The organism is Streptomyces sp. NPDC060028, assembly GCF_042736725.1.
Lineage (GTDB): Bacteria > Actinomycetota > Actinomycetes > Streptomycetales > Streptomycetaceae > Streptomyces.
Genome location: NZ_JBHWVJ010000001.1, coordinates 41,237 through 66,955 on the forward strand (window position 1 = coordinate 41,237; position 25,719 = coordinate 66,955).

Consider the following 25,719-nt stretch of genomic DNA (forward strand, 5'->3'; position numbering starts at 1 on the left):
TTACCCGTGCGTAGATTACCGGCGGTAACACCCCTTCGACCCGAGGAGCGTACGCCGTGGATGCCGAGCCGAAGCTGGTGGAGCCCGTCCGGACCGTGGTCGACGGCGTGGTGCGGGAGGTGGCCGTGCCCGCGCTCGCCGCGGTGCCCGCGAGCGGGTCGCTCGGCGACATTCCCTTCCAGAACGCCCGCGAGGCGCCCGGCGAGGCCGTGCTCGCCCGCAAGGAGCGCGACGGGAGCTGGCGCGACGTCACCGCCGCCGAGTTCGCGGCCGAGGTCCTCGCCGTCGCCAAGGGGCTGATCGCCGAAGGGCTGCGCGAGGGCGACCGGCTGGCGATCATGGCGCGGACCACCTACGAGTGGACGCTGCTGGACTTCGCCGGATGGGCCGCCGGGCTGGTCACCGTACCGATCTACCCCACCTCCTCCGCGCTCCAGGCGCGCTGGATCATCCACGACTCGGGCGCGGTCGCCTGCGCCGTGGAGGACACCGCCCAGGCCCGGATCATCAGCGCCGAGCGGGCCAACCTGCCCTGGCTGAGGCACCTGTGGGAGTTCGACACCGGCGCCGTGGCCCGGCTGGTCAAGGCCGGGGAGCACGTGCCCGACGCCGTCGTGCACGCGCGCAGGGCAGCCCGTACGCCGGACTGCGTGGCCACGCTCGTGTACACCTCCGGGACCACCGGCCAGCCCAAGGGGTGCGTGCTGACCCACGCCAACTTCTTCGCCGAGGTGGACAACGCGGTGGAACTGCTGCACCCCGTCTTCAAGTCGGTGAGCAAGGAGCCCGCCTCGACGCTGCTGTTCCTGCCGCTGTCGCACGTGTTCGGGCGGATGGTCGCCGTCGGCTGCCTGCGGGCCCGCGTCAAACTCGGGCACGCGCCGAGCATCAGTACGCAGGACCTGCTCGCGGACCTGGCGGGCTTCCGGCCGACGTTCCTGCTGGCCATCCCGTACGTCCTGGAGAAGGTCTACAACACCGCCCGGGCGACGGCCGAGAAGATGGGCCGCGCCTCCTCCTTCGACCGGGCCGCCCGGATCGCGCGGAGCTACGGCGAGGTGGTCGAGGGCAAGCGGCCCGGCCCCGGCCTGCGCGCGGCACGGGCGCTGTACGACCCGCTCGTGTACCGGCGGATCCGGGCGGCGCTCGGCGGCCGCGTCCGGTACGTCCTGAGCGGTGGATCCCCGCTGGGGCGGCGGCTCGCCGCCTTCTACACGGGCGTCGGCATCGAGGTCTTCGAGGGCTACGGGCTCACGGAGACGACCGCGGCATCGACCGTCACCCCGCCGCTGAAACCCCGGCTCGGCACCGTGGGCTGGCCGCTGCCGGGGACCGCCGTACGCATCGCCGACGACGGGGAGGTGCTGCTGCGCGGGGCGCACGTCTTCGCCGGCTACTGGAACAACCCGGTGCAGAGCGGCGGCGGCGCGGCCGGGGGCTGGCTGGCGACCGGTGACATCGGCGAGCTCGACGCCGACGGCTACCTCACCATCACCGGCCGCAAGAAGGACCTGATCATCACCTCCGGCGGCAAGAACGTCGCCCCCGCCCCGCTGGAGGACTGGCTGCGCGCCCACCCGCTGATCGGCCAGTGCATGGTGGTCGGCGACAACCGGCCCTACGTCACCGCGCTCCTCACCCTGGAGCCGGAGGGCCTCGCGCACTGGCGCCAGATGCACAAGAAGCAGGGCCTGCCCATGGCCGAACTGGTACGGGACGAGGAGCTGCGGGCCGACCTCCAGCGGGCCGTCGACGAGGCCAACCGGATGGTCTCGCGGGCCGAGTCGATCCGCCGCTTCACCGTCCTGCCGGGGGACTTCACGGAGGAGCGGGGCCAGCTGACCCCGTCCCTGAAGCTCAAGCGCGGCGCCATCGCCCGGGACCACGAGCGGGAGATCGAGGAGCTGTACCGCCGGGAGCGGTGAGCCGAGCGGGAGCCGAGCGACGAGCCGAGCGGGAGCCGAGCGACGAGCCCCGCGCGCGCGGGCGGACCCCGGCTGGGCAGGCGGGGGCGCGGGAGCCCGCTTATGGTGGGCTGACTGGTTCGGGGGGCCACCCGAGGAGGGTGCAGTGCACCGTTCCCGTACCCGGTCGGCCACCGCCACCGGCGCCGCGGCCTGCGTGCTCGTGGCCGCCGCGCTCGGTGCGACATCGGGCCCGGGTCCGGGCCCGGCCCCGAGCCCGATGCCGAGCCCGACCCCGCCGCGCGCCGCCGCCGACGACGGGCGGCGCATCCGCTGGGGCGACTGCGCCGAGCGGACCGTGCCCGACGGGATGCGGTGCGGGACCGTCAGCGTGCCGCTCGACCCCGGCGCCCCCGCCAAGGGCACCGTCAAGGTGGCCCTCGCCCGGATCCCGGCCACCGGCGGCGGCAAGCGCCTCGGCTCGCTGCTGCTGAACTTCGGCGGGCCCGGTGGCGCCGGGATATCCACCCTGGCCGCCGGTCCGGGCCTCTTCGCGGAGCTGAACAAGCGCTACGACCTCGTCGCCTTCGACCCCCGCGGGGTGGGCCTGAGCGAGCCCGTCAGCTGCGGAGGCTCCCAGGAGGTCGACGCGCTGGTCCCCGACGACGCCGCCTCGCAGCTCGCCGCCCTGCGCGCGGTGGTCAAGCGCTGCGAGCTGGCCTCGGGCCGGGTCCTCCCGTACATCGGTACCGTGAACGTCGCCCGGGACATGGACGTCATCCGCCGCGCCCTCGGCGACAAGAAGCTGAACTACCTCGGCTTCTCCTACGGCACCCGGCTCGGCGCGGTCTACGCGGCGCAGTTCCCGCACAGCACCGGCCGTATGGTCCTCGACGGCGTCGACACCCTCACCGAACCCCTGGCCGAGCAGGCGCTCGTCTCCGCGCTCGGCCAGCAGCGGGCGCTGGACAACTTCCTCGCCTGGTGCACCCGCCGCACGGGCTGCGTCTACGGCACGAACACCCGCAGCGCCAAGGCCGAGGTCAACGCCCTCGTGGAGCGGCTCGACAAGGAGCCGCTGATCGGCCAGGACGGCTCGTACTTCACCGGGCAGGACGCCGCCGGCGCCATCGGCACCGCCCTGTACTCGCAGGACATGTGGCCCGACCTCGCGGACGCGCTGGCGATGGCCGAGCGGGACGGCGACCCGGTGGGGCTGCTCCAGCTCGGCGGCCCGCACGACCCGCCGCAGCCGGACGACGACGGGCAGCCGAGCAAGGTGCCCGCGGACAACGGCGAAGCCGCGCTGGTGGCGGTGAACTGCGCCGACGACCCGGACCGGGGCGACGACAAGGCCGCCCCGGCGGCCGTGGCGCGGGAGATCGAGGCGCTGCAGCCGCAGTTCCGGGCGGCGTCCGAGATCTTCGGTCCGCGGCAGCTGATGACGGTGCTGTCCTGCTACGGGCGTCCCGCCGGCACCGACTTCATCCGCAGGATCGACCGCCCGGCCGGCGCCCCGCGGATGCTGCTCGTCGGCACCCGCGGGGACCCGGCGACCCCGTACGAATGGACGGAGGAGACGGCCAAGCGCCTCGGGTCGGCGGTGATCCTGGACTACAAGGGCGACGGCCACACCGGATACACGGCCTCGCCCTGCGTGCGCGCGTACGTCGACCGCTTCCTGGTCGACGGCCGGCTGCCGGCCGGGACGCGGTCCTGCCCCGCCGGGCAGTGAGCGCGCCGGCGGGGCGGAAACCCTTGTGTGAGGCTCAGCAGTTGGGGTGCGCGGGGCGGTCGGCGAAGCGGTCCGCGAGCCAACCACCGGCAGCCAGGGAGTGGGTGATCACGCCGCTGACGTGCTCACCGGCCCAGATGGTGTCGAACTCGACGTTCGCGCCCCCGGCACACCAGTCGGAGCGCAACTGGCGGCCGACGGCGTACGGGATGAGCTCGTCGCCGAGCGCGTGGTACTGGTACACCGGCGCGGCCGGGGCCGTGCGCCCGAGCCTGCTCTGGTTCAGGCGGGCCCGCCAGTCCGGCTGGGCCAGCGGGTCGCGCGTGGTCAGGTCGGAGATCCGCTTGAAGGAGCCGGCGATGGAGTCGATGGCGACGCAGTTGCCCTTCATGCCGTCGACCAGGGCCTTGCCGGCCGGGTTGAGGTAGGAGTCGAGCTTCAGCTCGGGGAAGGCCGCGTCATGTCCGGCGGCGGCCATGAAGATGAGACCGGAGCCGTAGGAGCCGTTGTTGAAGTCGGCCACCTTCAGCAGATCGGCCGGAACGCCGCCCGTCGCGGTGCCCTTGACCTGCAACTCCGGTGCGTACGAGCCCTGCAGCTCGGCCGCCCAGCTGCTGGCCTGGCCGCCCTGGGAGTAACCCATGATGCCGACCGGGGTGTTCGCCGACAGCCCGGCCTCCGGGAGGCGCTCGGCGGCGCGGGCCGCGTCGAGCACGGCGTGTCCGGCGGAGGGGCCGACGGTGTAGGTGTGCACGCCCGGGGTGCCGAGGCCCTCGTAGTCGGTGACGACCACGGCCCAGCCGCGCAGGGTGAGCTGCTGGATGAGGTTGGCCTCCATGGCGGTGCCGTACGGGAGGTTGTTGCTCGGCGCGCAGGAGTCGCCCATGCCGACGGTGCCGACGGCGTACGTGATGAGCGGGCGCGGGCCGGTGCGGCCGTCCTGCGGGACGATGACGGTGCCGGAGACCACGTTCGGGGCGCCGTCCACGGTGGTGGAGCGGTAGTGGATCTTCCAGGCCCTGGTGCCGGTGGGCTGGCCGGGCAGCGGGTGGAAGGCGGACGGGGCGGCGGCGACGACGTCGCCGGGGCGGCCGGCGGCGGTGGCGGTGGTGGTGGCGGTGGCACCGGCGTCGGCCGTGGCGTCGGTGTCGGCGTGGGCGGTGGCGGCGGGGATCCAGGCCGTGAGGGCCAGGGCGGCCACGGCGGCGAGGGCGGTGCTTCGGAAACGCATGGGCGGCTCTCCCAAGGGTCCGTGCGGGGGCAGGTGAGGAGAAGGTAGTGACCGACCGGTAAGAACGTCGCTGACCGCGCAGCTCACCTTTCCTGGCCCGGCGGGGCTCAGCCGCCCGAGGCGATGTGGTCCATGCGATAGGCGCCCGGGGTCGTGCCCGTCCAGCGGCGGAAGGCGCGGTGGAAGGCGGTGTCCTCCGAGAAGCCGAGGCGGGCGGCCAGTTCGGCGATCGGCTCCCCGCTCTCCGCGAGCCCCGCGATCGCCGCGTCCCGCCGGACGTGGTCCTTGAGCTGCTGGAAGGACGTGCCCTCCTGCCGCAGCCGGCGCCGCAGCGTCGCCGGGGACACCGCGAGACGCGCCGCGACCTCCCCCAGCTCGGGCAGCCGCGGCGAGGTGCGCAGCCGCTGCGTCAGGGTCCGGCGTACCTGCTCCGCGACCGTGGTCCCGTACTCCGGGCGCGACAGCAGGTCGAAGGGGGCCCGGCGCAGCATCGCGTCCAGCGCGGGCTCGTCCCGTACGAGCGGCGCGGTCAGCCAGTGCGCGTCGAAGGCGGCGCCCGTGCGGTCCTCCCCGAAGCGGACCGGGCAGTCGAAGAGGATCGTGTACTCGTCCTTGTGCGGCGGCGGGGGATAGGCGAAGGCCGCGTACGCGAGCGGAATGCGCCGCCCGACCAGCCAACTGCTCAGCCGGTGCCAGATCGCCACCACGCACTCGGCCAGGAACCGCTCCTCGTCCCGCGCGAAGTCGTTGCGCACGGTGAACCGGGCCTGGCCGCCCACCACTTCGAGCGTCAGCTCCGGACCGCCGGGGAAGAGCCCGTAGAAGGCGGCCGCGCGCCGTGTCGCCGCGCCGAGGTCGCGGCAGCCGAGCGAGGCGTAACACATCATCGCGAAGGTTCCGGGCCGGCTCGGCACGGACGACAACCCCAGGAACTCGTCCTGCGTGCTCCGGTACAGCGCCCGGAACAGGCGCGCGAACTGCGCGGGCGTGATCCGCGCCCGGTCATCGCCGAGCAGCAGCGGCGGAATCTGCGCCTCCTGCAGCAGCGGCACGGTGTCGATGCCACCGGCGCGCGCACCCGCGAGCACGGCGCGCACATGGTGCACGGTGATCGTCCGCCTCCCCATGGCTTCGACGGTAGCCGCAATGAGCGCTGGGGTCAGCGGGGGTGACGCTTCCGGTCATGCCGGATGCGGTGCGGCGGTGCCTAGCGTCGGGGGACGACCGTGCGGCCGTGGGTCGTACGACCGTGCGACCCGAGGGAGGCGTGGCCGATGGACGCTGTGCGACCGCAGACGCTGGCGGTGTTCACGGAGTGGACGGGCGAACGGTACGGGGAGGAGACGGCCCTGCGCTTCCGGGAGGGCGAGGGAGGGGGCGAGGGCTGGAGCACGCTCTCGTACGGGGAACTGCGCGCCCGCGTACGGGAGGCCGGGCGGGCGCTGCTCGGGCTGGGGGTCGCGGTGGGGGAGCGGGTCGCGGTGCTGGCCGAGACCCGCCCGGCCTGGACGTACACCCACTTCGGGGTCATGGCGGCGGGCGCGGTCCTGGTGCCGGTCTACCCGACGGCGGGGGACGAGGAGCTGGCCTGGGTCCTGTCGGACTCCGAGGCGGCGGTGGTCGTCTGCGACGACGCGGCGCAGGCGGCGCGGGTGGAGGCGCTGCGGGGCGAGCTGCCGAAGCTGCGGGAGGTGGTGGAGATGGACCGGCTGGGGAGCCTGGCGCGCGCCCCGGAGGCGGAACTGCTGGCCCGGGCCCGCTCGGTGGTGCCGTCGACCGACGCCTCGATCGTCTACACCTCCGGCACGACGGGCCTGCCGAAGGGCTGCCGGCTCACGCACGGCAACCTGGGGGCGATCCAGGACGCGACGCTCCCGCTGACAGCGGGCGGCCCGGGGGACTCCACGTACCTCTACCTCCCCCTGGCCCACCTGCTGGCGCAGCTGATCCAGTTCACGACGCTGCTGCAGGGCGGGGAGCTCTGCTACTTCGGCGGGCGGATCGAGGACGTCCTCGCGGAGCTGGCAGTGGCGCGGCCCACCCATCTGCCGTCGGTGCCGCGCCTGTTCGAGAAGCTCCACTCGGTGGTGCTGTCGCTGGCGGAGTCGGCCGAGGGCGGCCGGGAGCGCTTCGAGGAGGCGGTGCGCCTGGGGGTCCTGGCGGCAGAAGACCGCCTGCCGGCCGCCGACCGGGAGGCGTACGAGGCGGCGGAGCGGTCGCTGTACTCCCCCGTCCGGGCGGCCTTCGGGGGCCGCCTGAAGTGGGCGCTGACCGGCGGCGCCCCGATCGCCCCGGCGACGCTGGATTTCCTGCGGGCGTGCGGGATCTCGGTCTTCGAGGGCTACGGGATGACGGAGTCGGGCGGCGTCATCAGCCTCAACCACCCGGCCGGGGTCCGCCACGGCACGGTGGGACGCCCGATCGCGGGCTGCGAGGTCCGCATCGCGCAGGACGGGGAAGTCCTGGCCCGGGGGCCGATGATCTTCCCCGGCTACCACGCGAACGAGGCGGCGACGGCGCAGACCCTGGACCCCGAGGGCTGGCTCCACACGGGGGACCTGGGGGAGCTGGACGCCGACGGCTACCTGCGCATCACGGGCCGCAAGAAGGAGCTGATCATCACCTCGGCGGGCAAGAACATCACCCCCACCGAGGTCGAGTTCGCCATCCAGCGCTCCCGCTACGTCTCCCGCGCGGTGATGATCGGCGACAACCGCCCGCACCCGGTGGCCCTGATCACCCTGGACCCGCAGGAGGTGGCCGCCTGGGCGACCCGGGAGGGCCACACCCTCACCCCGGCCGAGGCGGCGACCCACCCGGCGCTCCGCGCCCTGATCGAGGAAGCGGTCGCCGCGGCCAACGCCACGGTCTCCCGCCCGGCCCGCATCCGCGCCTTCACCATCCTCCGGGAGGACTTCACGACCGAGTCGGGCACCCTGACCCCGACCCTGAAACTCCGCCGCACAGCGGTGACAACCCGCTACGCGGACGAGATCGCCGCGCTGTACGGGGGGTGAGGAGGGGCGGGACCGGGCTGTGCCGGGACGGGCTGTGCCGGGATCGGGCTCGGGCGGGGGCGTTGACGGGGTTTGGGGGTTTCCCGTCAGTCTCTTCGTCTCTCCGTGTCGGTCCGGCCTGTCAAGGGCGCTCCCTGCGGTCGCGTCGCTGCGCGATGGCCTTCGGCCACCCTTGACAGACCGGCCCGCCACGGAAACACGAAGACTGTCGGGAAACCCCCAAAAGGACGTGGCCGGGGACCGGACCGATCCGACCTCCTTCCCGTACCCCCTTGCGGGACGGAGGGAGGGCCGAGCGAAAGGCCACCACCCCCCCCAACCTGCCCCGAACGGTGGCTCGATGATCCTGCCGGGAGGCCAGGCGCATCAGACCGCCAGGCGCTCCACTTGCTCAGCGTCCGCAGGCCGTCCGTGGCCGGACATAAGCCGCCCACACTCCCGACACTCTCCTCACCGACCGCGACCGACGGCCGTCTGGTGCTGCTGTGACCTGTGGGCCGATCCGGAGGTGGGAGAGGGCCCAGGTGGAGTGTGAGGCCGGATCCATCAACCTCAGACTCCATCAGACTCCACCAGATGCCTATCAAGTGCCCATCAAGCCCCATTCAGCTCGCAGTCGCCGTCCGGTAGGAGCGTGTAGCGATCGTTGGCGGCTTATGTCCAGTCACAGACGGCCTGCAGCCGCTGAGCAAGTGGAGCGCCTGGCGGTCTGACGCGCCTGACCCCCCGACGCGGTCATCCAGCCACCGTTCGGGGCAGGTTGGGGCCGCCTTTCGCTCGACCCTCCCCCCCGTCCCGCAAAGGAGTCCGGGAAAGTGGGAAGTCGGCTCCCGGCCCGTCCTTTTGGGGGTTTCCCGACAGTCTTCGTGTTTCCGTGGCGGGTCGGTCTGTCAAGGGTGGCCGAAGGCCATCGCGCAGCGACGCGACCGCAGGGAGCGCCCTTGACAGGCCGGCTCGACACGGAGAGACGATGAGACTGACGGGAAACCCCCAAACCCCGTCAACGCCCCCGTCCCACATGAGTCCCGCCCCCCACAACCCCCGCCCCGACCCCCCACTCCCCACTCCCCACTCCCCACTCCCCACTCCCCACTCCCCCCCCCCGCCCCGTAGGCCACCACCCTGGTCGAGGCCGACCGAGATCTCCACGCCCGCTGTACCGGGGGGTGAGGGGAATGCGGTGAAACCAGGGGGGATTGGGGTGTTTCGGGCGGGGGGTTGGGGTTCGAGTTCGTTCGGGCTTCAGGGGTGGGCGAAGTCGAGACGAATGGTGTGTCATATCTCCGGGGGTCGCGGTGAGTCGCTTGCGAATACCTGATAGACAGGGAATATGAGCGGCCCGACCGACCGGCCGCTCGAGTTTGCGTTTGTACGCATGACGGCAGCCTTGGGGGGATCGCCGCACTGTGAAGCCTCTTCACCGTCACCTCGTCAACACCTCGCGCAAGGTCCTGTGCACGGCCGCGCTCGCGGCCAGCCTGACCACTGCCGCGGTCGTGACCAACACCTCGACCGCCGACGCCGGGGAGGCCGAGCCGACCCCGGACAGCCCGCAGGCCACCGACCGCGGTGACGCCCGGCTGGAACTGCCCGACCTGGTCGCGGACCCGCCGCTGCCGCCCGGTGCCACCACCCCCGAGGGTGCGGCCAGCGGTATTCCCGCGACCGCGCTCGACGCCTACCGCCGAGCCCAGATATCGGTGGCCGCCGCCCTTCCCGGCTGCAAGCTGCCCTGGCAACTGATCGCGGGCATAGGCAGGGTGGAATCCGTACACGCCTCCGGTTACGGGCTCAAGGCCGACGGGTACACCGAGAAGCCGATCCGCGGGCCGCGCCTGGACGGCAACGGCTTCGCCGAGATCCGGGACACCGACAAGGGCGAGTGGGACGCGGACGCGGTGTACGACCGCGCCGTCGGCCCGCTGCAGTTCATCCCCTCGACGTGGGTCACCTGGAAGGCCGACGGCAACGGCGACGGCAAGCGCGACCCGAACAACATCTACGACGCGGCGCTCGGCGCGGGCCTCTACCTCTGCTCGGGCCACCGGGACCTCTCGGACCCGGCGCAGCTCGACAAGGCGGTCCTGAGCTACAACAACTCCCGCGAGTACGTGAACACCGTGCTCGGGTACATGCGCCAGTACCAGGCCGGCGCGGCCCAGGTGCCGAACCCGCCCGCGGGCAACTACCCGACCCCGACGCCGCCGGGCACCCTGCCCACCCCGCAGCCGCCGGCGACCAGGCCTCCGGTCACCCCGCCCGTGACGCCCCCGGTGACGCCTCCGGTCACGCCGCCGAAGGAGCCGGACAAGCCGACGCCGCCGGCCGCGCACCTGGACAAGCTGGAGCTGCCCGGCGGCCCCGAGTTCACGGCCGAGGCCGAGTCCGCCTTCGCGCAGACCCCGAAGGCGAAGGTGCTGCTGAGCGACGGCAAGCCGGCGGTCGGCCAGACCGTCGTGTTCGCCGTCGAGGAGGACACCACCGGCGGCACCGTCTTCACGGCCGACGGCAAGGACTTCGCGGTGGTCGTCACCGACGCCCAGGGCGTCGCGGCGGTCCCCGCGCTGAAGGCGGGCTTCAAGGCGGGCGGCTTCACGCTGCGGGCCACGACGTACGACGCTTCGCGCCGGCTGACCGCGAAGCTCACCGGCGCCGTCACCGCGAAGCCGGTCCCGGCCGCGGACCTGCTGACCCGCACCGACGGCACGAAGCCGCTGGAGGTGGTGGCCGGCACGAGCTTCACAGGCGTGGAGTTCCTGGCGACGGCCAAGGACAAGCCGGTCCCGCTGGCGAAGGCCACCGCCGGACTGGTGCAGAAGAACGCGGCCGGGGAGTGGGTCCCGGTGGACCCGGCGACCGCGAAGGGCCCGTTCTTCACGGGCGAGGACGGCAAGAAGCTGACCACGCTGGAGCTGCCCCCGACGGGCGCCGACGGCAAGATCGCGCTGCCGGAGCTGTTCACCACGGACGTCGCTCCGGGCATGTACACGCTGCGCGTGAGCATCTCGGACAAGGTCTTCCTGCTGCTGGACCTCAAGGTCACCGCCAAGCTGGACACGACCCCGAAGCCCACCCCGACCTCCACCCCGACGCCGAGCGCGAGCGCGACGAAGGCAGCCCTCAAGTAGTCGACGAGGCAACGGCAGGGGCCCCCGCACCGTCACCACGGTGCGGGGGCCCCTGCCGTTGGGCCGCCCTGTCCCGGCCCGCCCCCCACCCCGGAGGGCAAAAGGCAGGAGCCCCGTCTCTCCGCTCGCACGGAGGAGACAGGGCTCCTTGGGTACTGCTTATCCAACCGCGATTAGGTTGGCCCAGGCGACTAGGCCGGGGTGACGTTCTCCGCCTGCGGGCCCTTCGGACCCTGCGTGACGTCGAAGTTCACCGTCTGGTTCTCTTCCAGGGAGCGGAAGCCAGCGGCGTTGATCGCGGAGTAGTGGACGAAGACATCCGGGCCGCCGCCGTCCTGGGCGATGAAGCCGAAGCCCTTTTCAGCGTTGAACCACTTCACGGTTCCGGTAGCCATGAGCCCTCCTATGGGCCAAAGGGTCGCCCTGCTCCAGAACCTGCTAAGAAGTCTGAAAACTACAAAAGCCTGCGGGTCACATGCTCCGCAGGCCTCGTACTGCAAGGGAAACCAAACTGCAACTTGCGTCGAGCCTAGCACGCACCCTGCGGGCGAGACCAGAGGGAAAGATCACGTCACTCGGACGTTTGAGACCCGGCAGAGGGCTGACGTGGATCCGGGGGCTAGTCTCGCGATGTGGACGTCTCTCACAGCCGGCCCCGCGTCGGCCACATTCAGTTCCTGAACTGCCTCCCTCTTTACTGGGGGCTGGCCAGAACCGGCACGCTGCTGGACCTGGAGCTGACCAAGGACACCCCCGAGAAGCTCAGCGAGCGGCTGGTCGCGGGGGAGCTCGACATCGCCCCGGTCACGCTCGTGGAGTTCCTCCGCAACGCGGACGATCTCGTCGCCTTCCCCGATCTCGCGGTCGGCTGCGACGGTCCCGTCATGTCGTGCGTGATCGTCTCCCAGGTCCCCCTGGATCAGCTCGACGGCGCCCGGGTGGCCCTCGGTTCGACCTCCCGTACGTCCGTACGCCTGGCCCAGCTGCTGCTCGCCGAGCAGTACGGGGTCCGGCCCGACTACTACACCTGCCCCCCTGACCTGGGGCTGATGATGCAGGAGGCCGACGCGGCGGTGCTGATCGGCGACGCCGCGCTGCGGGCCTCGCTGCACGACGCGCCCCGGCTCGGGCTCGCCGTGCACGACCTGGGGCTGATGTGGAAGGAGTGGACCGGACTGCCGTTCGTCTTCGCCGTCTGGGCCGCCCGCAAGGACTACCTCGCGCGCGAACCGCAGGTCGTGGAGAAGGTCCACGAGGCCTTCCTCGCCTCCCGTGACGTGTCCCTGGAGGAGGTCACCAAGGTCGCCGAGCAGGCCGCCCGCTGGGAGGCCTTCGACGCCGAACTGCTGGAGCGGTACTTCACCACGCTCGACTTCCGCTTCGGTCCCGATCAGCTGGCCGGCGTACGGGAATTCGCGCGGCGTACCGGTTCCACGACGGGATACCCGGCGGATGTGTCCGTAGAGCTCCTGAAGGCGCCCCGGTCGAGCCATTAACGCGGCTTATGCCCCGACACCGCGAGCGCGGCTTCTGATCGATTTCCGCATCCCGGAAATCGGAATGTTCCGTTTTCCCGGGAATTCGTTCCCTTTCGTATTAGGGGGCGCCCGCGCGGTGAATAGGGGCATTCCCCCCGCCGCGGGTGTTCGGGTGTCGCGCGTGCGGCCGGGGCCCCGCGGGGACACCATGGAGTCGGGGGCGACAGTCCCCGCCGGCCGCGATCGTTCTCATGCCAGGGGGCCATGGGAGAGCGAGCCATGTCCACTCACAAGGTCGGCAGTGACGTCACCGTCCTCGGAGACGCCCTCGAAGTGCCCGGCATCGGCTTCATCCCGGTGAACGCCTTCGTGCTGCACGCGCGGCAGCCCGTGGTCGTCGACACCGGTCTCGGGCTGCCCGACCGGAACTTCCTGGAGACCCTCGGCTCCGTCATCGACCCCGCCGACGTGCGGTGGATCTGGCTGACGCACCCCGACCGGGACCACACGGGCGGCCTGTTCGCCCTCCTGGAGGCGGCCCCCGAGGCGCGGCTGGTGACCACCTTCATCGCCGCCGGGATCATGTCCTGCGAGCACCCGCTGCCGATGGACCGGATCTTCCTGCTCAACCCCGGACAGTCCCTCGACGTCGGCGACCGTACGCTCGCCGCCTTCCGGCCGCCGCTCTTCGACAACCCCGCGACCGTCGGCTTCTACGACGACCGCTCGCGGGCCTGCTTCAGCTCCGACTGCTTCGGTGGGCCCATGCCGAGCGCGGAGGCTGCCGCCGACGGGGACGCCGCGGCGGTGGACGCCGAGGAACTGCGGGCCGCGCAGCTCCTGTGGGCCGCGGTGGACAGCCCCTGGGTGGCCCTCGCCGACCGCGACAAGTACCTCGCCACGGTCGCGCCGTTGCGGGAGATGGACCCGGAACTGGTCTTCTCCACCCACCTCCCGGCGGCCGCGGGGATCACCGCCCGGCTGATCGACACCGCGTGCCTGGCCCCGGGCCTCAGCCCCTTCGTCGGCCCGGACCAGCAGGCCCTGGAGCAGATGCTCGCCGGCTTCGAGCCCGCCGGGGCGGCCCCCGCCGGCCGCTGACCCGCCCCGCTGACCCGCCCGCCGGACGGCGCGAGGAGGTCCCTCAGCGGTCTCCGACGAGGGCGAACGCGAAGGCCAGGCGCCGGTCGACCCAGTCCGCCTTGACCGTGACCTTCTTGCTGCTCTCCGAGACCATCACGACCTTGTCGCCGGCCCGCCACTCCAGCGTGCGCGGCTTGGCCGGGGTGTCGCCGCCCTCCGCCCCCAGGCTGGTGACCGCGTTGAGGACTTCGGTGAGGCCCTTGTCGACCATGCGGTACGTGAAGGCCTTCGCGTCCCCGCTCGCCCACTCGTTGCGACCCACGACCGTGGGGTGGCCGGGCTGGTCGATGCGCCACGTGTGCCGGAACGGCCGGCTGCGGGGCGGGACGCGGCGCAGGGTGCCGATGAGCTGCCCCTGCCCGTCGTGGACGTCGTGGTGGCGTTCGCCGCCGACCTCCCGGCCGCCCCGGTCGACGAGGCAGAGCACGCGCAGGCAGTCGGCGTCCTCGTAGAGGGCGTAGTCCCCCTCCACGTGACCGACGTAGGCGCACGGCGCGAAGACCCGGTAGTCCTTGCCGTTCTTGGGCACGCGCACGGCGAGCGGACCGAAGGCGGCCTTCTTGCGCTTCGCGGTCACGGGGCGCTCGGTGTTGCCGACGACGAAGTCCCGTACGCGCTCCCAGCCGACGGGTACGACGGGCGGCTCCTCGACGGGCTCTTTCTTTCCGAACACCACGATGCCATGCCTCCAAGTGCCGCGATCGGCCCCGCAATTATGCGGGGCGCCGATGGCCGCGGGTCGCGGGTCGCGATGAGCAGGGCTCGCCGTGGCGTCCGGCTGCGTCTCGGCCAACGCCCGGCGGGTCCAAGCCGAGATCCGGCTCACCTACCAGCCGGTGCCGGGTCTGTACCACAGTGGACCCGTCACGGTACGAGGCGCAGTGGTGGCCGGCCGGGTCCGTGAGCCGGACGGCCCCGCCCCGAACCGCCTCGCCCCGCCGCCCCTCCACACAGGAAGCCGCCATGGCACGCAGAACCTCCCGTACGAGCGCCGCACCCCGACCACGGCGGACCTTCGGCGACTTCGCCGAGGCCTTCCTCGCCCCGGCGGTGTTCACCGCGGCGGCGGGCTGACGATGGCCCTCGCGTTCCTCGTCGCGGCGGGCGCGCTCTGGGGCGCCGGCTGGGGCCTGCTCGTACCGCGTGCCGTCTACCGGCTCGCCGTCGAACGGGACGACGCGTGGCGCAGCGGGTGCCCGGCCGGGCACCCGCTGACGGGACCGGCCCGGGGCTGGCTGGGCCGCCCGCTGTGCGCGCCCTGCGGCGGCGGGGCCGCCGGGGCCTACCGGCCCGCGCTGCTGCCCGTACTCCTGACCGCGTCGGCCTGCGGGGCGCTCGCCGCGGCCGTCGGGGGCCGCCCCGAGCTGTTCGTGTGGCTGGCCCTCGCGCCCTTCGGCGTCGTACTGGCCCTCGTCGACGCGGCCGTGTTCCGGCTGCCCGACGTGCTGACGCTGCCGCTCGCCGCGCTGACGGCGGCCGGCCTGGCCCTGGCCGCGCTGTCCCACGGGGCGGCGGGCTCCTGGCGGACGGCCCTGCTCGGCGCCCCGGCCCTCGGCGGCTGCTACCTGGTCCTCTTCCTGATCAGCCCCCGCGGGATGGGCTTCGGAGACGTCAAGCTGGCGCTCACCCTCGGCCAGGTCCTGGGCTGGTACGGCTGGCCCGTCCTCTTCCTCGGGACCTTCGCGGCCTTCCTCGCGGGAGCGGTCCACGGACTCGTCCTGATACTGCTGCGCCGTGCGGGCCGCAGCACCGCGATGCCCTTCGGCCCCTTCATGCTCGCCGGGGCGCTGACCGCGGTGGTGTACGGCGCTCTGGGCTGAAGGGCGATGTCCAGGGGTGTCCCGGAAGCCGTCGCCACGCTGGCGTAGGCTGGCTCGGTCCGGACCTCTTGACACACCGCCGAAAGGTGACGCACCGGTGACCGACCAGGCCGCTCTCCAGTCTGTCCTCGACCGCGCCGCCGCAGGGGGCCGGATCTCCAAGGAAGAGGCGCTCGACCTCTACCGCCACGCGCCGCTGCACGCCCTCGGCAAGGCCGCCGACGAGGCGCGCCGCCGCCGTTACGCGGGTACCGAGCACATCGCGACGTACATCATCGAGCGGAACATCAACTACACCAACGTGTGTGTGACGGCGTGCAAGTTCTGCGCCTTCTACGCGGCCCCGAAGGACACCAAGAAGGGCTGGTCCCGGGACCTCGACGACATCCTGCGCCGCTGCGCGGAGACCGTGGAGCTGGGCGGCACGCAGATCATGTTCCAGGGCGGGCACCACCCGGACTACGGCGTCGAGTACTACGAGCACCACTTCGGTGCCATCAAGAAGGCCTTCCCGCAGCTGGTCATCCACTCCCTCGGCGCGTCCGAGGTCGAGCACATGGCCCGCATCTCCGGCGTCTCGGCGGAGGAGGCCATCAAGCGGATCCACGCCGCCGGCCTCGACTCCTTCGCGGGCGCGGGCGCCGAACTGCTGCCGGAGCGGCCGCGCAAGGCGATCGCCCCGCTCAAGGAGTCCGGCGAGCGCTGGCTGGAGATCATGGAGATCGCCCACGCGCTGGGCGTGGAGTCCACCTCCACCATGCTGATGGGCACCGGCGAGACCAACGCCGAGCGCATCGAGCACATCGCGATGATCCGTGACACGCAGGACCGCACGGGCGGCTTCCGCGCGTTCATCCCGTACACGTACCAGCCCGAGAACAACCGCCTCAAGGGCCGGACGCAGGCGACGGTCTTCGAGTACCTGCGCATGATCGCGATCGCGCGGCTCTTCCTCGACAACATCGCCCACATCCAGGGCTCCTGGCTCACCGTCGGCAAGGAGGCGGGCCAGCTCTCCCTGCACTACGGCGCGGACGACCTCGGCTCGATCATGCTGGAGGAGAACGTCGTCTCCTCGGCCGGGGCCAGGCACCGCTCCAACCGCCAGGAGATCATCGACCTGATCCGCAAGGCGGGCCGCACCCCGGCGCAGCGCGCGACGACGTACGAGCACCTCGTCGTGCACGACGATCCGGCGAACGACCCGGTCGACGACCGCGTGGTCTCGCACATCTCCTCCACCGCCATCGAAGGCGGCACCGCACACCCCGAGCTGAAGCTCATCTCCACGAACTGACGCCTGCGAGCCCGCTGCCGATGCTGACGCTCCACACCGCCGAACTCCTCGTCCCCGGGCCGGGGTCCGTACCCCTGCCCGGCGCTGCCGTCCTCGTCGAGGGCGACCGGATCGCCCGCGTGGGCCCGTACGAGGAGCTGGGCGCGGCCTACCCGCACGCCCGGGCCCGCCGCTGGCCCGGGGTGCTCACCCCGGGGCTGCTGGTGCGCGGCGCCGACGCGCTGCTGGAGCGGACGTACTACCCCGACGACCCGTACGAGATCACCGAGCTCGGCGCCGAGCCCGTCACCGGGGCCGGGGCGCTGGCCGACCTCAAGATGACCGAGGCCCGCTGGGGCAACAGCGCCCGGCGCGGCACGCAGAAGCTGCTGGCGCGCGGGGTGGTGGCGGTGGCCGGCCGGTTCACCGTTCCGTCGGTGCGGACCGCGGTGGTGCGGTCCGGGCTGACGATCCTGCCGCCCGCGGGTGACGAAGGCGCGCCGTCCCTGAACCCGTTCGCCGGGCGGGAGCGGGCCGAGGAGGCCTTCCACGGGGTGCTGGAGCCCGGCGCCCCGGCCCGGTTCGCGGTCTTCGCCGTGGCGGGGCCGGACGAACTGCTGGTGCAGGGGCCGACCACCTGTGTGGCCACGGTCATCGGGGGACGGCTGCTGCACCGCCGCCGCTGAGCGCGAGCGCGGCGAGCAGGCAGGCCTGGAGGCGGCTGATCCCGCCCAGCTTGGTCCGTATGTTGTGCACGTGGAACTTGACCGTGCTGACGGACAGTTGCAGCTCGGCGGCCAGCTCCGCGTTCGAGGCGCCGGTGGCCAGGCACAGGAACACGGCCGACTCCTGCTCCGTCAGCTGGGCGTCCGGCGCTGCCGGGGCGTCGTACGAGGGGAACCACGCGGGGACGCTGAAGCTGACGACGCGCACGGTTCCCACTCCTCGCCCCCGGCGGGACCGGAGGCCCGGTCCCGTCCTGTCCTGTTCTAGGGGACGCGGGGACCGGACAGGTAGGTTCCGTTCCCGTCGAACGGCCAGGCGTTGGCCGTGCAGCCGAGCAGCCCCTTGATCTGCTGCATCATCGCGGGCGCCGGCTGGCCCGGGCCAGGGCAGGTCTCGTGCTCGTGGCCGAGCTCGTGCCCGACCTCGTGGTTGACGATCAGCGCCCGGTACTGCTCCACCGGGCCCGCGAACTGCGGCGATCCCTCCTGCCAGCGCTTGAGGTTGACCACCACCGTGTGGCCGGCGCGACAGTTGGTCTCGCCCTTCAGCTCCGGCGTGACCACCTCGCACAGCAGGTCGGTGGTCGTCGGCGTCGCGATCTTCACGGTGAAGTCCACCGGCTGGCCGGCCCCGGCGAGCTGGAAGCCGTACGCGGGGTCGTGGATCCAGCCGCGCGGATCCCCGAGGATCGCCTCCACGGCCCGGGCGGCGGTGTTCGCGTCGACCCCGCTGCCCTCCTCGACCTCCAGCCGCCAGCGGCGCACCGGGCCCTTGCCCTGGGGCAGGCCGGCGAGGGAGGAGGCGGCGAAGCCCCCGGGTGCGGGTGCGGGCGGCGGGGCACTGGCGGACGCGGAGGCCGACGGGGAGGGCGAGGGCGAGTGCTTGCCGGTGGCTGCCCGGGGCGCCTTCGAGGGCGTGGCCGAGGCGGAAGGCGCGGGCCGCTCCGCCGGGGCCGCCTGGTCGCCGGGGGCGCCCTGCGCGCGGCTGTCGGCGACGGTGGCGACCTCGTCGCCCGGGGCCATCGCGTACGCCGTCGCCGAGACGGCGACGAGCACGGCGGCCGAGCCGAGGAGGAGGGTGCGGCGCAGCCGCCTGCGGCGCTCGGCCGCGCGGCGGCCCGCGCGGGTGGCGACGGTGCGGCGGGGTCGACCGGTGGAATGGCCTGCCGGCATGCGTGAAGCCCTTTGCTCGTGGCGGCCGCCACGGAGGAGGGGCCGGTGGTGCGGCCCTCGCTCCGGCGGGTGACCGTCACCGGGCCGCGCGGGCCCAGTCAACCGGGGGGGCGCCACGTTCCGTAACTGTCCTCCGGGCCAGTTCCGCTCCTGGGGCTCCGCCCCGGGGGTGGGGGTGCGCCCGTACCTGAGAGGATGGGGTGGTACCAGCCGATCCGTACACCGAGGGGCCAAGCCAGTGACCCGCGCTTCCCTGGACAAGCAGCCGCACGAAGTCGCCTCCATGTTCGACGGCGTGGCCGCGAACTACGACCTCACCAACGACGTCCTCTCCCTCGGCCAGGCACGCCTCTGGCGCAAGGAGGTCGCCAAGGCGGTCGGCGCCCGCCCCGGGCACACCGTGCTCGACCTCGCCGCCGGCACCGCCACCTCCTCGCTGCCGTTCGCCGCGACCGGCGCGTACGTCGTCCCGTGCGACTTCTCCCTCGGGATGCTGCGCGAGGGCAAGAGGCGCAACCCCTGGCTGCCCCTCACCGCGGGCGACGCGACGAAGCTGCCGTTCAAGGACGGCGTCTTCGACACCGTCACCATCTCCTTCGGCCTGCGCAACGTCCAGGACACCGACGCCGCCCTGCGCGAGCTGTACCGGGTGACCAAGCCCGGCGGCCAGGTCGTCATCTGCGAGTTCTCGCAGCCCACCTGGGCGCCCTTCAGGACCGTGTACACCGAGTACCTGATGCGCGCCCTGCCGCCGGTGGCCCGCGCGGTGTCGTCCAACCCCGACGCGTACGTCTACCTCGCCGAGTCCATCCGCGAGTGGCCCGACCAGCCCGCGCTGGCCGCGCTGCTGCAGAAGGCCGGCTGGGGCAAGGTCGCCTGGCGCAACCTGAGCGGCGGCATCGTCGCGCTGCACCGCGGCACCAAGCGGTAGACCCGTCGTGGACTACCAGACGCTGCTGGAGCAGGTCGCGGAGGACATCGCCCCGCTGGTCGGCAGCGGGACGCCCGCCGAGTACATCCCGGCGCTCGCGTCCGTGGACCCGCGGCAGTTCGGGATGGCGGTCGTCGACCTCGACGGCAACGCCTTCGGGGTGGGGGACTGGCAGGTCCCCTTCTCCACCCAGTCCGTCACGAAGGTCTTCGCCCTGGCCCTCGCGCTCGCCGAGGGAGGCGACAGCCTGTGGGAGCGGGTGGGCCGGGAGCCCTCCGGCAACCCGTTCAACTCCCTCGTGCAGCTGGAGTACGAGAACGGCATCCCCCGCAATCCGTTCATCAACGCGGGCGCGCTCGTCGTCACCGACCGGCTCCAGACCCTGACCGGCGACGCGAGCAGCGAACTCCTGCGCTTCCTGCGGGAGGAGAGCGGCAATCCGGACATCGCCTTCGATGCCGAGGTGGCGGCCTCCGAGCACGAGCACGGTGACCGCAACGCCGCCGTCGCCCACTTCATGGCCAGCTACGGGAACATCGACAACCCCGTGCCGGCCCTGCTCGACCACTACTTCTGGCAGTGCTCCATCGAGATGAGCTGCGCCGACCTGGCCCGCGCCGCCCGCTTCCTGGCCCGGCACGGGCTGCGCGCGGACGGCTCGCGGCTGCTGACGCGCAGCGAGGCCAAGCAGATCAACGCGGTGATGCTGACCTGTGGGACGTACGACGCGGCAGGCGAGTTCGCCTACCGCGTCGGCCTGCCCGGCAAGAGCGGGGTCGGCGGCGGCATCGTCGCGGTCGTGCCCGGCCAGTGCACCCTGGCGGTGTGGAGCCCGGGCCTGGATCCCCAGGGCAACTCCGTCGCGGGTGTGGCGGCCCTCGACCGCTTCACGACCCTGACGGGCCTGAGCGTTTTCTGACGCGCGCCTCCGCTGGCGGGGCGGAGCCCACGAAGCGGGGGCGGCTCGCGCGGCGCCCCGTCAGCCCTGGCCGAGCTTCAGCTCGTAGCGGCGGCCGTGGCGCGTGCCGCCGGGCAGGAGGAAGCGTTCCGCCAGGGTCATGCCGAGCCGCTCGGCCACCGCGATCGAGCGCGCGTTCTCGTCGTTGATCATGGCGACGACGTGGGGGACACCGGCCTCCCGGACCCGCTCCAGCGTGGCCAGCGCGGCCGCGTACGCGTATCCCTTCCCCCACGCGGAGCGACCCAGCCGCCAGCCGATCTCGATCTCCCCGACCGGCCCCCACTCCTTCTCCGCGGGCCACGGCTGCGCGCCCGTGAAGCCGAGCACCGCTCCCTCCTCGTCGAGCAGGGTCCACAGGCAGACGCCGAGCTGTGCCTCGTGCATGCGCTGGCGCGCGGTGAGCTCCTCGTACGCGGACAGCTCGGCGGGGCCGCCGAGGAACGCCATCACGTCCGGGTCGTCGAATACGCGGTGCCAGGCGTGCGCGTCCTCGTCGGTGGGCACGCGAAGCCGTACGGCGGGCAGCGGCCGGGCCGGCGAGCTGAGCGGGCCGGGCGAGCTGAGCAGGCCGGGCGAGCTGGACGAGCTGGGCGAGGCGGTCATCGGGGGCAGCCCTTCGGTTCGCGATCTCTCTCGCTGCATAGACTGCACGTGTCCCGTGCCGTTGGGCACCCTTTATCGAGCCTTCGGGAGACCCCGCAGTGACCGAGCCCCTCTCCGAACACTCCGCGGACGTGATCGTCGTCGGGGCCGGGCCCGCCGGCTCGACCACCGCCCACTACCTCGCCAAGGCCGGACTCGACGTCCTGCTCCTGGAGAAGACGGCGTTCCCGCGCGAGAAGGTCTGCGGCGACGGACTGACCCCGCGCGCCACCAAACAGCTGGTGGCGATGGGCATCGACATCTCCGAAGAGGCGGGCTGGCTGCGCAACAAGGGCCTGCGGATCATCGGCGGCGGTCAGCGGCTCCAGCTGGACTGGCCGGAACTCGCCTCCTTCCCGGACTACGGACTGGTCCGCAAGCGCGACGACTTCGACGAGACCCTGGCCCGCCAGGCGCAGAAGGCCGGCGCCCGGCTGTACGAGCGCTGCAACGTCGGTGAGCCCGTCCGCGACCCGCGCACCGGCCACATCACCGGCGTGCAGGCCAAGGTCGGCGAGGAGAAGACCCCGGTCACCTTCCACGCCCCGCTCGTCGTCGCCGCCGACGGCAACTCCTCGCGGCTGTCCCTCGCCATGGGCCTGCACCGGCGCGAGGACCGCCCGATGGGCGTGGCCGTGCGGACGTACTTCACCTCGCCCCGGCACGACGACGACTACCTGGAGTCCTGGCTGGAACTGTGGGACCGGCGCGGTCCGCAGGACCGGTTGCTGCCCGGCTACGGCTGGATCTTCGGCATGGGCGACGGCACGTCCAACGTGGGCTTGGGCATCCTCAACTCCTCCGCCGCCTTCAAGGAGCTGGACTGGCGCGAGGTCCTCAAGGCCTGGTGCGCGTCCATGCCGGAGGACTGGGGCTACACCCCCGAGAACATGACGCAGCCGATCCGCGGCGCGGCCCTGCCGATGGCCTTCAACCGGCAGCCGCACTACACCAAGGGCCTGCTGCTGGTCGGCGACGCGGGCGGGCTCGTCAACCCGTTCAACGGCGAGGGCATCGCGTACGCCATGGAGTCGGGCCAGATCGCGGCCGACGTCATCGTGCAGGCCCACGCCCGCGCCACCCCGGCGCAGCGCGAACTGGTGCTGCACAGCTACCCGAAGGTGCTCAAGGAGACCTACGGCGGCTACTACACGCTGGGCCGCGCCTTCGTGAAGCTCATCGGCAACCCGAAGGTCATGAAGGTCGCCACGCAGCGCGGCCTGAGCCATCCGGTGCTGATGAAGTTCACGCTCAAGATGCTGGCCAACCTCACCGACCCGGCCGGCGGCGACGCGATGGACCGCATCATCAACGGCCTCTCGAAGGTGGCTCCAAAAGCGTGATCATTCAAGGCCGGGCCGCTTGGCAGGGACCGAGCGGCCCGGTCGCGGCGTTTGGCCGTCAGACTTCGACGATCTTCACCTTCGGCGAGCCGGGAAGCTCCCCGGCGGCCTTGCACAGCGCCGGGATGTGCGACTTGTCGGAAGTGACGAGGAGTACCGGGGGCGGGCAGAGCGCGGCCGTGGCCACCACGAGTGCGTCTACGAGGCATTCGTGCCCGTCAAGGCCCGAGGCGTCCAGCAGCTTCGCTGCGGCCTCTGTCACCGCGTCGTTGACCGGTTTCACGTCGAACCGGGAAAGCAGGAACCGGAGTCGCTTGGCGACCTCTCCGCTTCGGCGCACCTCCAAGGGCGTCAGTGCGGACAGCGCCACGCGTCGGCCGCTCTGCTGAGCGACCTCGATGCGGGCACGCATCCCCTCGTCGCCGTCGACGTGCAGCGAAAGCCCTTGGGCGTCCAGGACGAGCGTGCCCTCGCTCTTGGCCTTGATCTTGAGGCGCTTGCTCACCACTCCTGTTCCGCCTGCCGCCGCGCTTCGGCGGAGACGGGGCCGAACGCCTTGCGGTCAGCGGCCACGACCTCGCGGAGCTTCTGCGCGGCGAGCCATTCCTCCAAGGCTTCGGCCACGACGGAGGAGAACCCGTTCTTGCCGGTGCGCTCCTCGACTTCCTTGATCAACGACTGTGCGAGCGACACGGATCTCTTGCCGGCCCGCTCGGCGGCCTGGGGTGCCACGTGGCTGCTCATACCTAAAACGTAACACCGTCGGTAGGAAACTTCAGGCGGGCCGCGGCGGGGAGTTCTCCCGGTGCGGCCCGCTTATTCGTACGGTGCTTCGCCCGAGCGGTGCACGGACCGGATGCACCTGGACAGCAGCACCAGACCGCAGATCAGCAGCGCCGCCGAGGCGGTCCAGCCGAGGCCGAGGGTCACCGGGTGATTCGGCTTCTGCCACGGCCGGGCTGTGGTGAGCAGCCAGCCGCCCATCGCCAGGAGGCCCAGTCCGGCCGCGGCCGGGAGGGCGGTCGGATCTGCGCCGCTGCCGCCCTGGTCCTCGTACGGCTCGGTGATCATGGATCACCACCTCCTGGGGTGAATCGGGCGTGCGCGCCGCGGTCATCTTCGCAGGGGTTCGGCCGGATCGGTACGTCCCGGCCGCCGGTTGGGACGCGAAAGGGCCGGCACTCCGCCCCCGAGCGGGGGAGTGCCGGCCCTTTCGCGATGCTCAGGCGTCCCTGAAGGCATCCGTGAGGCTCTCAGGGCAGCGGAGGGCGCCCCGAGGCGCCCGGGCGGCTCAGAGGACGCGGACGGCGCCCGTGGGCTTGTCGTAGCTCAGGGGGCGCTCGACGATGCCCGTGCCGGAGTTCTGCGCGCCGACGAACTTGCCGCCGCCGACGTAGACGGCCACGTGGTACGCGCTGCCCTTGGAGCCCCAGTACAGGATGTCGCCCGGCTCCAGGGCGCTCAGCGACACCGAGGTGCCCGCGGAGGACTGCGCCTGGGACATGCGCGGCAGGCTGATGCCGGCCTGGCGGTACGCGGCCTGGACGAGCCCGGAGCAGTCGAACGAGGACGGGCCGGTGCCGCCCATGACGTACGCCTTGCCGACCTGCGCGCGGGCGAAGTTGACGATGGCGGCGGCGGAGCCGGTCGCCGGGGCGGCCACGGAGGCGCCGGAACCGTCGCTGGAGGTCGAGCCGGAGGAAGCCGACTTGGTCGACAGGGAGGCGCGGGCGGAGCTGCGGTTGGCGCGCTCGGCCTCGGCCTTGCGGTCCGCCTCCTCCTTCGCCTTCTGGTCGGCGTCGGCCTGCTGGGCGTCTTCCTTGGCCTTCTTGGCCTCGGCGGCGGCGCCCGTGCGAGCGGTCTCCTCCTGCGCGTGCAGTTCGCCTTCGAGGGCGGCGGCGCGGGTGTTCTCCGCGGCCTTGGTGACGGACGAGGAGACGTCGGCGGCCAGGTCCATGCTGAGGACCGGCATCTCGAGCGTCGTCTCGGTCACGGGTTCGGCGGACGGGGACGCGCTCGCCGTGCCGGCCATGGCCAGGGTGCTGAGGACGCCACCGGCAACTCCGGCGCGGACCGCGAGCTTCGAGGCGCTGCGGCGGGGCTTCCGGTGGCTGGGTATGTGAGCGGTGTGGGACATGAGTACAACCGCTATCAGGGGGTTGCGGTTCCCTTCAAGAAACGTGGTCTGCGCCACAGTTGTGCGCGAAGCGGGCTAACCGGGCGCGTCGAGAGCCTTATTGACGCCGTAACGGACCAATCGGACAGGCCTCCGCAAGCCTGTGATCATGGGGTTTCTGCAATAAGTCCGAATTGATCCTCGGCCTACCATCCCTCGCCACAGATGGCCAAGCCCCCTTTCGGCGGTGCGAATTCGGAGTGGCGCAGGTCACAGGAACGTCACGCTGTGCGGACGCTGTGGCCGGTTCGTGATCCCGCTGTGAAGTGGCCGGCGGATTCGGAGCCGGAGTTCGTGAACGGATGCACGCGTCCACCCCCGTACGCGGGCCATCCCCCGGCCGGGCGACGGCGATCGCTTTATCACCACGGCCGCCACGTCGCCAATTTGCCTGCACGGGACACGGTTTGATAGTGCGACACCTCTGCCACCTGCGGCGACGAGGTCGGATGTCACCTTTGGTGATCATGTGGATGCTTCGCGTACGAAGATCACCACTCATCGGACTTCATGATCGTTCGTCAGGTGGTGGAGATCACAAACTCGTTGTTGCAACCCGTGTCGCAGATCACAGAGGACCGGGCATAAGATGCGCACCAGTCCGGCTTGTGAACTGCCTCACATGCGCCGGCAGCGGTCCAACGGTCAAGGACGACTGGAAGGAGCGAGGAGCGTGAATGCGTACGCGCCCATCCTCGTGCTCGGCGCCCTCGGCGCAGGGTTTGCGATCTTCTCCGTGGTCATGGCCACGCTGATCGGCCCAAAACGGTACAACCGGGCAAAGCTTGAAGCCTACGAGTGCGGCATCGAACCCACTCCGATGCCGGCCGGCGGCGGCCGCTTCCCCATCAAGTACTACCTGACGGCGATGCTCTTCATCGTCTTCGACATCGAGATTGTCTTCCTCTACCCCTGGGCGGTCACGTTCGACTCGCTGGGGATCTTCGGGCTCGTCGAGATGCTCCTCTTCGTGCTCACCGTCTTCGTCGCCTACGCCTACGTCTGGCGCCGCGGCGGCCTGGAATGGGACTGAGGG

General features: G+C 72.1%; 24 protein-coding genes. 13 read left to right on the forward strand and 11 right to left on the reverse strand.

Going from position 1 to position 25,719, the window contains the following annotated elements:
* Positions 1–56 precede the first annotated feature (56 nt).
* Positions 57–1,925 (forward strand): AMP-dependent synthetase/ligase, encoded by a 1,869-nt coding sequence (locus ACFWBF_RS00240; protein ID WP_385592723.1) that lies wholly within the window; start codon positions 57–59, stop codon positions 1,923–1,925.
* A 145-nt stretch (positions 1,926–2,070) separates the two neighbouring features.
* Entirely contained in the window at positions 2,071–3,639 is a 1,569-nt protein-coding gene (locus ACFWBF_RS00245; RefSeq protein WP_385592727.1) for an alpha/beta hydrolase, read from the forward strand.
* Between the two features lie 34 nt (positions 3,640–3,673).
* On the opposite strand, the gene ACFWBF_RS00250 is transcribed toward ACFWBF_RS00245, so the two are convergent.
* Positions 3,674–4,870 carry a lipase family protein gene (locus ACFWBF_RS00250; RefSeq protein WP_385592730.1) on the reverse strand — a complete coding sequence of 399 codons (1,197 nt, stop codon included), beginning with the start codon at positions 4,868–4,870 and terminating at the stop codon, positions 3,674–3,676.
* 107 nt (positions 4,871–4,977) lie between these two features.
* Complete coding sequence (locus tag ACFWBF_RS00255; RefSeq protein ID WP_385592733.1) at positions 4,978–5,997, reverse strand: AraC family transcriptional regulator; 1,020 nt, start codon at positions 5,995–5,997, stop codon at positions 4,978–4,980.
* Between the two features lie 147 nt (positions 5,998–6,144).
* Between ACFWBF_RS00255 and ACFWBF_RS00260 the strand changes: the two genes are divergently transcribed.
* Entirely contained in the window at positions 6,145–7,887 is a 1,743-nt protein-coding gene (locus ACFWBF_RS00260) for an AMP-dependent synthetase/ligase (protein ID WP_385592737.1), read from the forward strand.
* Between the two features lie 1,406 nt (positions 7,888–9,293).
* Entirely contained in the window at positions 9,294–11,015 is a 1,722-nt protein-coding gene (locus ACFWBF_RS00265) for a hypothetical protein (RefSeq protein WP_385592741.1), read from the forward strand.
* A gap of 191 nt (positions 11,016–11,206) precedes the next feature.
* Here ACFWBF_RS00265 and ACFWBF_RS00270 read toward each other — a convergent pair whose 3' ends face one another.
* A complete protein-coding gene (locus tag ACFWBF_RS00270; protein ID WP_351275452.1) occupies positions 11,207–11,410 on the reverse strand; it encodes a cold-shock protein in 204 nt (67 codons plus the stop codon).
* A 237-nt stretch (positions 11,411–11,647) separates the two neighbouring features.
* Between ACFWBF_RS00270 and ACFWBF_RS00275 the strand changes: the two genes are divergently transcribed.
* Both ACFWBF_RS00275 and ACFWBF_RS00280 read left to right on the forward strand, forming a co-directional pair.
* Complete coding sequence (locus ACFWBF_RS00275; RefSeq protein WP_385592744.1) at positions 11,648–12,511, forward strand: menaquinone biosynthetic enzyme MqnA/MqnD family protein; 864 nt, start codon at positions 11,648–11,650, stop codon at positions 12,509–12,511.
* Positions 12,512–12,772: 261 nt separating this feature from the next.
* Positions 12,773–13,594: an MBL fold metallo-hydrolase gene (locus ACFWBF_RS00280; protein ID WP_385592747.1), complete on the forward strand. Its 822-nt coding sequence runs from the start codon at positions 12,773–12,775 to the stop codon at positions 13,592–13,594.
* Between the two features lie 43 nt (positions 13,595–13,637).
* Here the strand turns inward: ACFWBF_RS00280 and ACFWBF_RS00285 are convergent, their stop codons facing one another.
* Positions 13,638–14,312 carry a hypothetical protein gene (locus ACFWBF_RS00285; protein WP_385592749.1) on the reverse strand — a complete coding sequence of 225 codons (675 nt, stop codon included), beginning with the start codon at positions 14,310–14,312 and terminating at the stop codon, positions 13,638–13,640.
* 400 nt (positions 14,313–14,712) lie between these two features.
* Between ACFWBF_RS00285 and ACFWBF_RS00290 the strand changes: the two genes are divergently transcribed.
* The 3 genes from ACFWBF_RS00290 (at position 14,713) to ACFWBF_RS00300 (ending at position 17,418) form a co-directional block, all read left to right on the forward strand.
* Complete coding sequence (locus ACFWBF_RS00290; RefSeq protein WP_385592752.1) at positions 14,713–15,456, forward strand: prepilin peptidase; 744 nt, start codon at positions 14,713–14,715, stop codon at positions 15,454–15,456.
* Positions 15,457–15,553: 97 nt separating this feature from the next.
* On the forward strand, positions 15,554–16,753 hold the full coding sequence (gene mqnC / locus ACFWBF_RS00295) for a cyclic dehypoxanthinyl futalosine synthase (RefSeq protein ID WP_385592754.1): 1,200 nt from the start codon (positions 15,554–15,556) through the stop codon (positions 16,751–16,753).
* Positions 16,754–16,773: 20 nt separating this feature from the next.
* Complete coding sequence (locus ACFWBF_RS00300; protein ID WP_385592757.1) at positions 16,774–17,418, forward strand: hypothetical protein; 645 nt, start codon at positions 16,774–16,776, stop codon at positions 17,416–17,418.
* On the opposite strand, the gene ACFWBF_RS00305 is transcribed toward ACFWBF_RS00300, so the two are convergent.
* Together ACFWBF_RS00305 and ACFWBF_RS00310 are read right to left on the reverse strand one after the other, a co-directional pair.
* On the reverse strand, positions 17,384–17,665 hold the full coding sequence (locus ACFWBF_RS00305) for a helix-turn-helix transcriptional regulator (protein WP_385592760.1): 282 nt from the start codon (positions 17,663–17,665) through the stop codon (positions 17,384–17,386). The two genes, ACFWBF_RS00300 and ACFWBF_RS00305, sit on opposite strands and share 35 nt — an antisense overlap.
* A 56-nt stretch (positions 17,666–17,721) precedes the next feature.
* Positions 17,722–18,630 carry a DUF3152 domain-containing protein gene (locus tag ACFWBF_RS00310; protein WP_385592763.1) on the reverse strand — a complete coding sequence of 303 codons (909 nt, stop codon included), beginning with the start codon at positions 18,628–18,630 and terminating at the stop codon, positions 17,722–17,724.
* A gap of 238 nt (positions 18,631–18,868) precedes the next feature.
* Here ACFWBF_RS00310 and ACFWBF_RS00315 point away from each other — a divergent pair, with 238 nt between their 5' ends.
* Both ACFWBF_RS00315 and ACFWBF_RS00320 read left to right on the forward strand, forming a co-directional pair.
* Positions 18,869–19,561 (forward strand): demethylmenaquinone methyltransferase, encoded by a 693-nt coding sequence (locus ACFWBF_RS00315; RefSeq protein ID WP_385592766.1) that lies wholly within the window; start codon positions 18,869–18,871, stop codon positions 19,559–19,561.
* Positions 19,562–19,568: 7 nt separating this feature from the next.
* On the forward strand, positions 19,569–20,480 hold the full coding sequence (locus ACFWBF_RS00320) for a glutaminase (protein ID WP_385592768.1): 912 nt from the start codon (positions 19,569–19,571) through the stop codon (positions 20,478–20,480).
* A gap of 60 nt (positions 20,481–20,540) precedes the next feature.
* Here the strand turns inward: ACFWBF_RS00320 and ACFWBF_RS00325 are convergent, their stop codons facing one another.
* On the reverse strand, positions 20,541–21,125 hold the full coding sequence (locus tag ACFWBF_RS00325; protein ID WP_385592771.1) for a GNAT family N-acetyltransferase: 585 nt from the start codon (positions 21,123–21,125) through the stop codon (positions 20,541–20,543).
* Positions 21,126–21,223: 98 nt separating this feature from the next.
* On the opposite strand from ACFWBF_RS00325, the gene ACFWBF_RS00330 reads away from it, so the two are divergent.
* Complete coding sequence (locus ACFWBF_RS00330) at positions 21,224–22,507, forward strand: geranylgeranyl reductase family protein (RefSeq protein ID WP_385592774.1); 1,284 nt, start codon at positions 21,224–21,226, stop codon at positions 22,505–22,507.
* Positions 22,508–22,565: 58 nt separating this feature from the next.
* On the opposite strand, the gene ACFWBF_RS00335 is transcribed toward ACFWBF_RS00330, so the two are convergent.
* The 4 genes from ACFWBF_RS00335 to ACFWBF_RS00350 all read right to left on the reverse strand — a co-directional run bounded on the left by ACFWBF_RS00335 (position 22,566) and on the right by ACFWBF_RS00350 (position 24,644).
* Positions 22,566–23,012, reverse strand: coding sequence for a DNA-binding protein (locus ACFWBF_RS00335; protein ID WP_385592777.1), 447 nt, complete (start codon positions 23,010–23,012; stop codon positions 22,566–22,568).
* Positions 23,009–23,251: a hypothetical protein gene (locus ACFWBF_RS00340; protein ID WP_327284822.1), complete on the reverse strand. Its 243-nt coding sequence runs from the start codon at positions 23,249–23,251 to the stop codon at positions 23,009–23,011. Before ACFWBF_RS00340 ends, ACFWBF_RS00335 begins: the two co-directional genes overlap by 4 nt.
* 72 nt (positions 23,252–23,323) lie before the next feature.
* Positions 23,324–23,578, reverse strand: coding sequence for a hypothetical protein (locus ACFWBF_RS00345; protein ID WP_385592780.1), 255 nt, complete (start codon positions 23,576–23,578; stop codon positions 23,324–23,326).
* A 220-nt stretch (positions 23,579–23,798) separates the two neighbouring features.
* The gene (locus tag ACFWBF_RS00350) at positions 23,799–24,644 is read right to left on the reverse strand and encodes a C40 family peptidase (protein ID WP_385592783.1); all 846 of its coding nucleotides are present in this window, start codon (positions 24,642–24,644) and stop codon (positions 23,799–23,801) included.
* Between the two features lie 712 nt (positions 24,645–25,356).
* On the opposite strand from ACFWBF_RS00350, the gene ACFWBF_RS00355 reads away from it, so the two are divergent.
* Entirely contained in the window at positions 25,357–25,716 is a 360-nt protein-coding gene (locus ACFWBF_RS00355) for an NADH-quinone oxidoreductase subunit A (RefSeq protein WP_190182942.1), read from the forward strand.
* Positions 25,717–25,719: the final 3 nt, after the last annotated feature.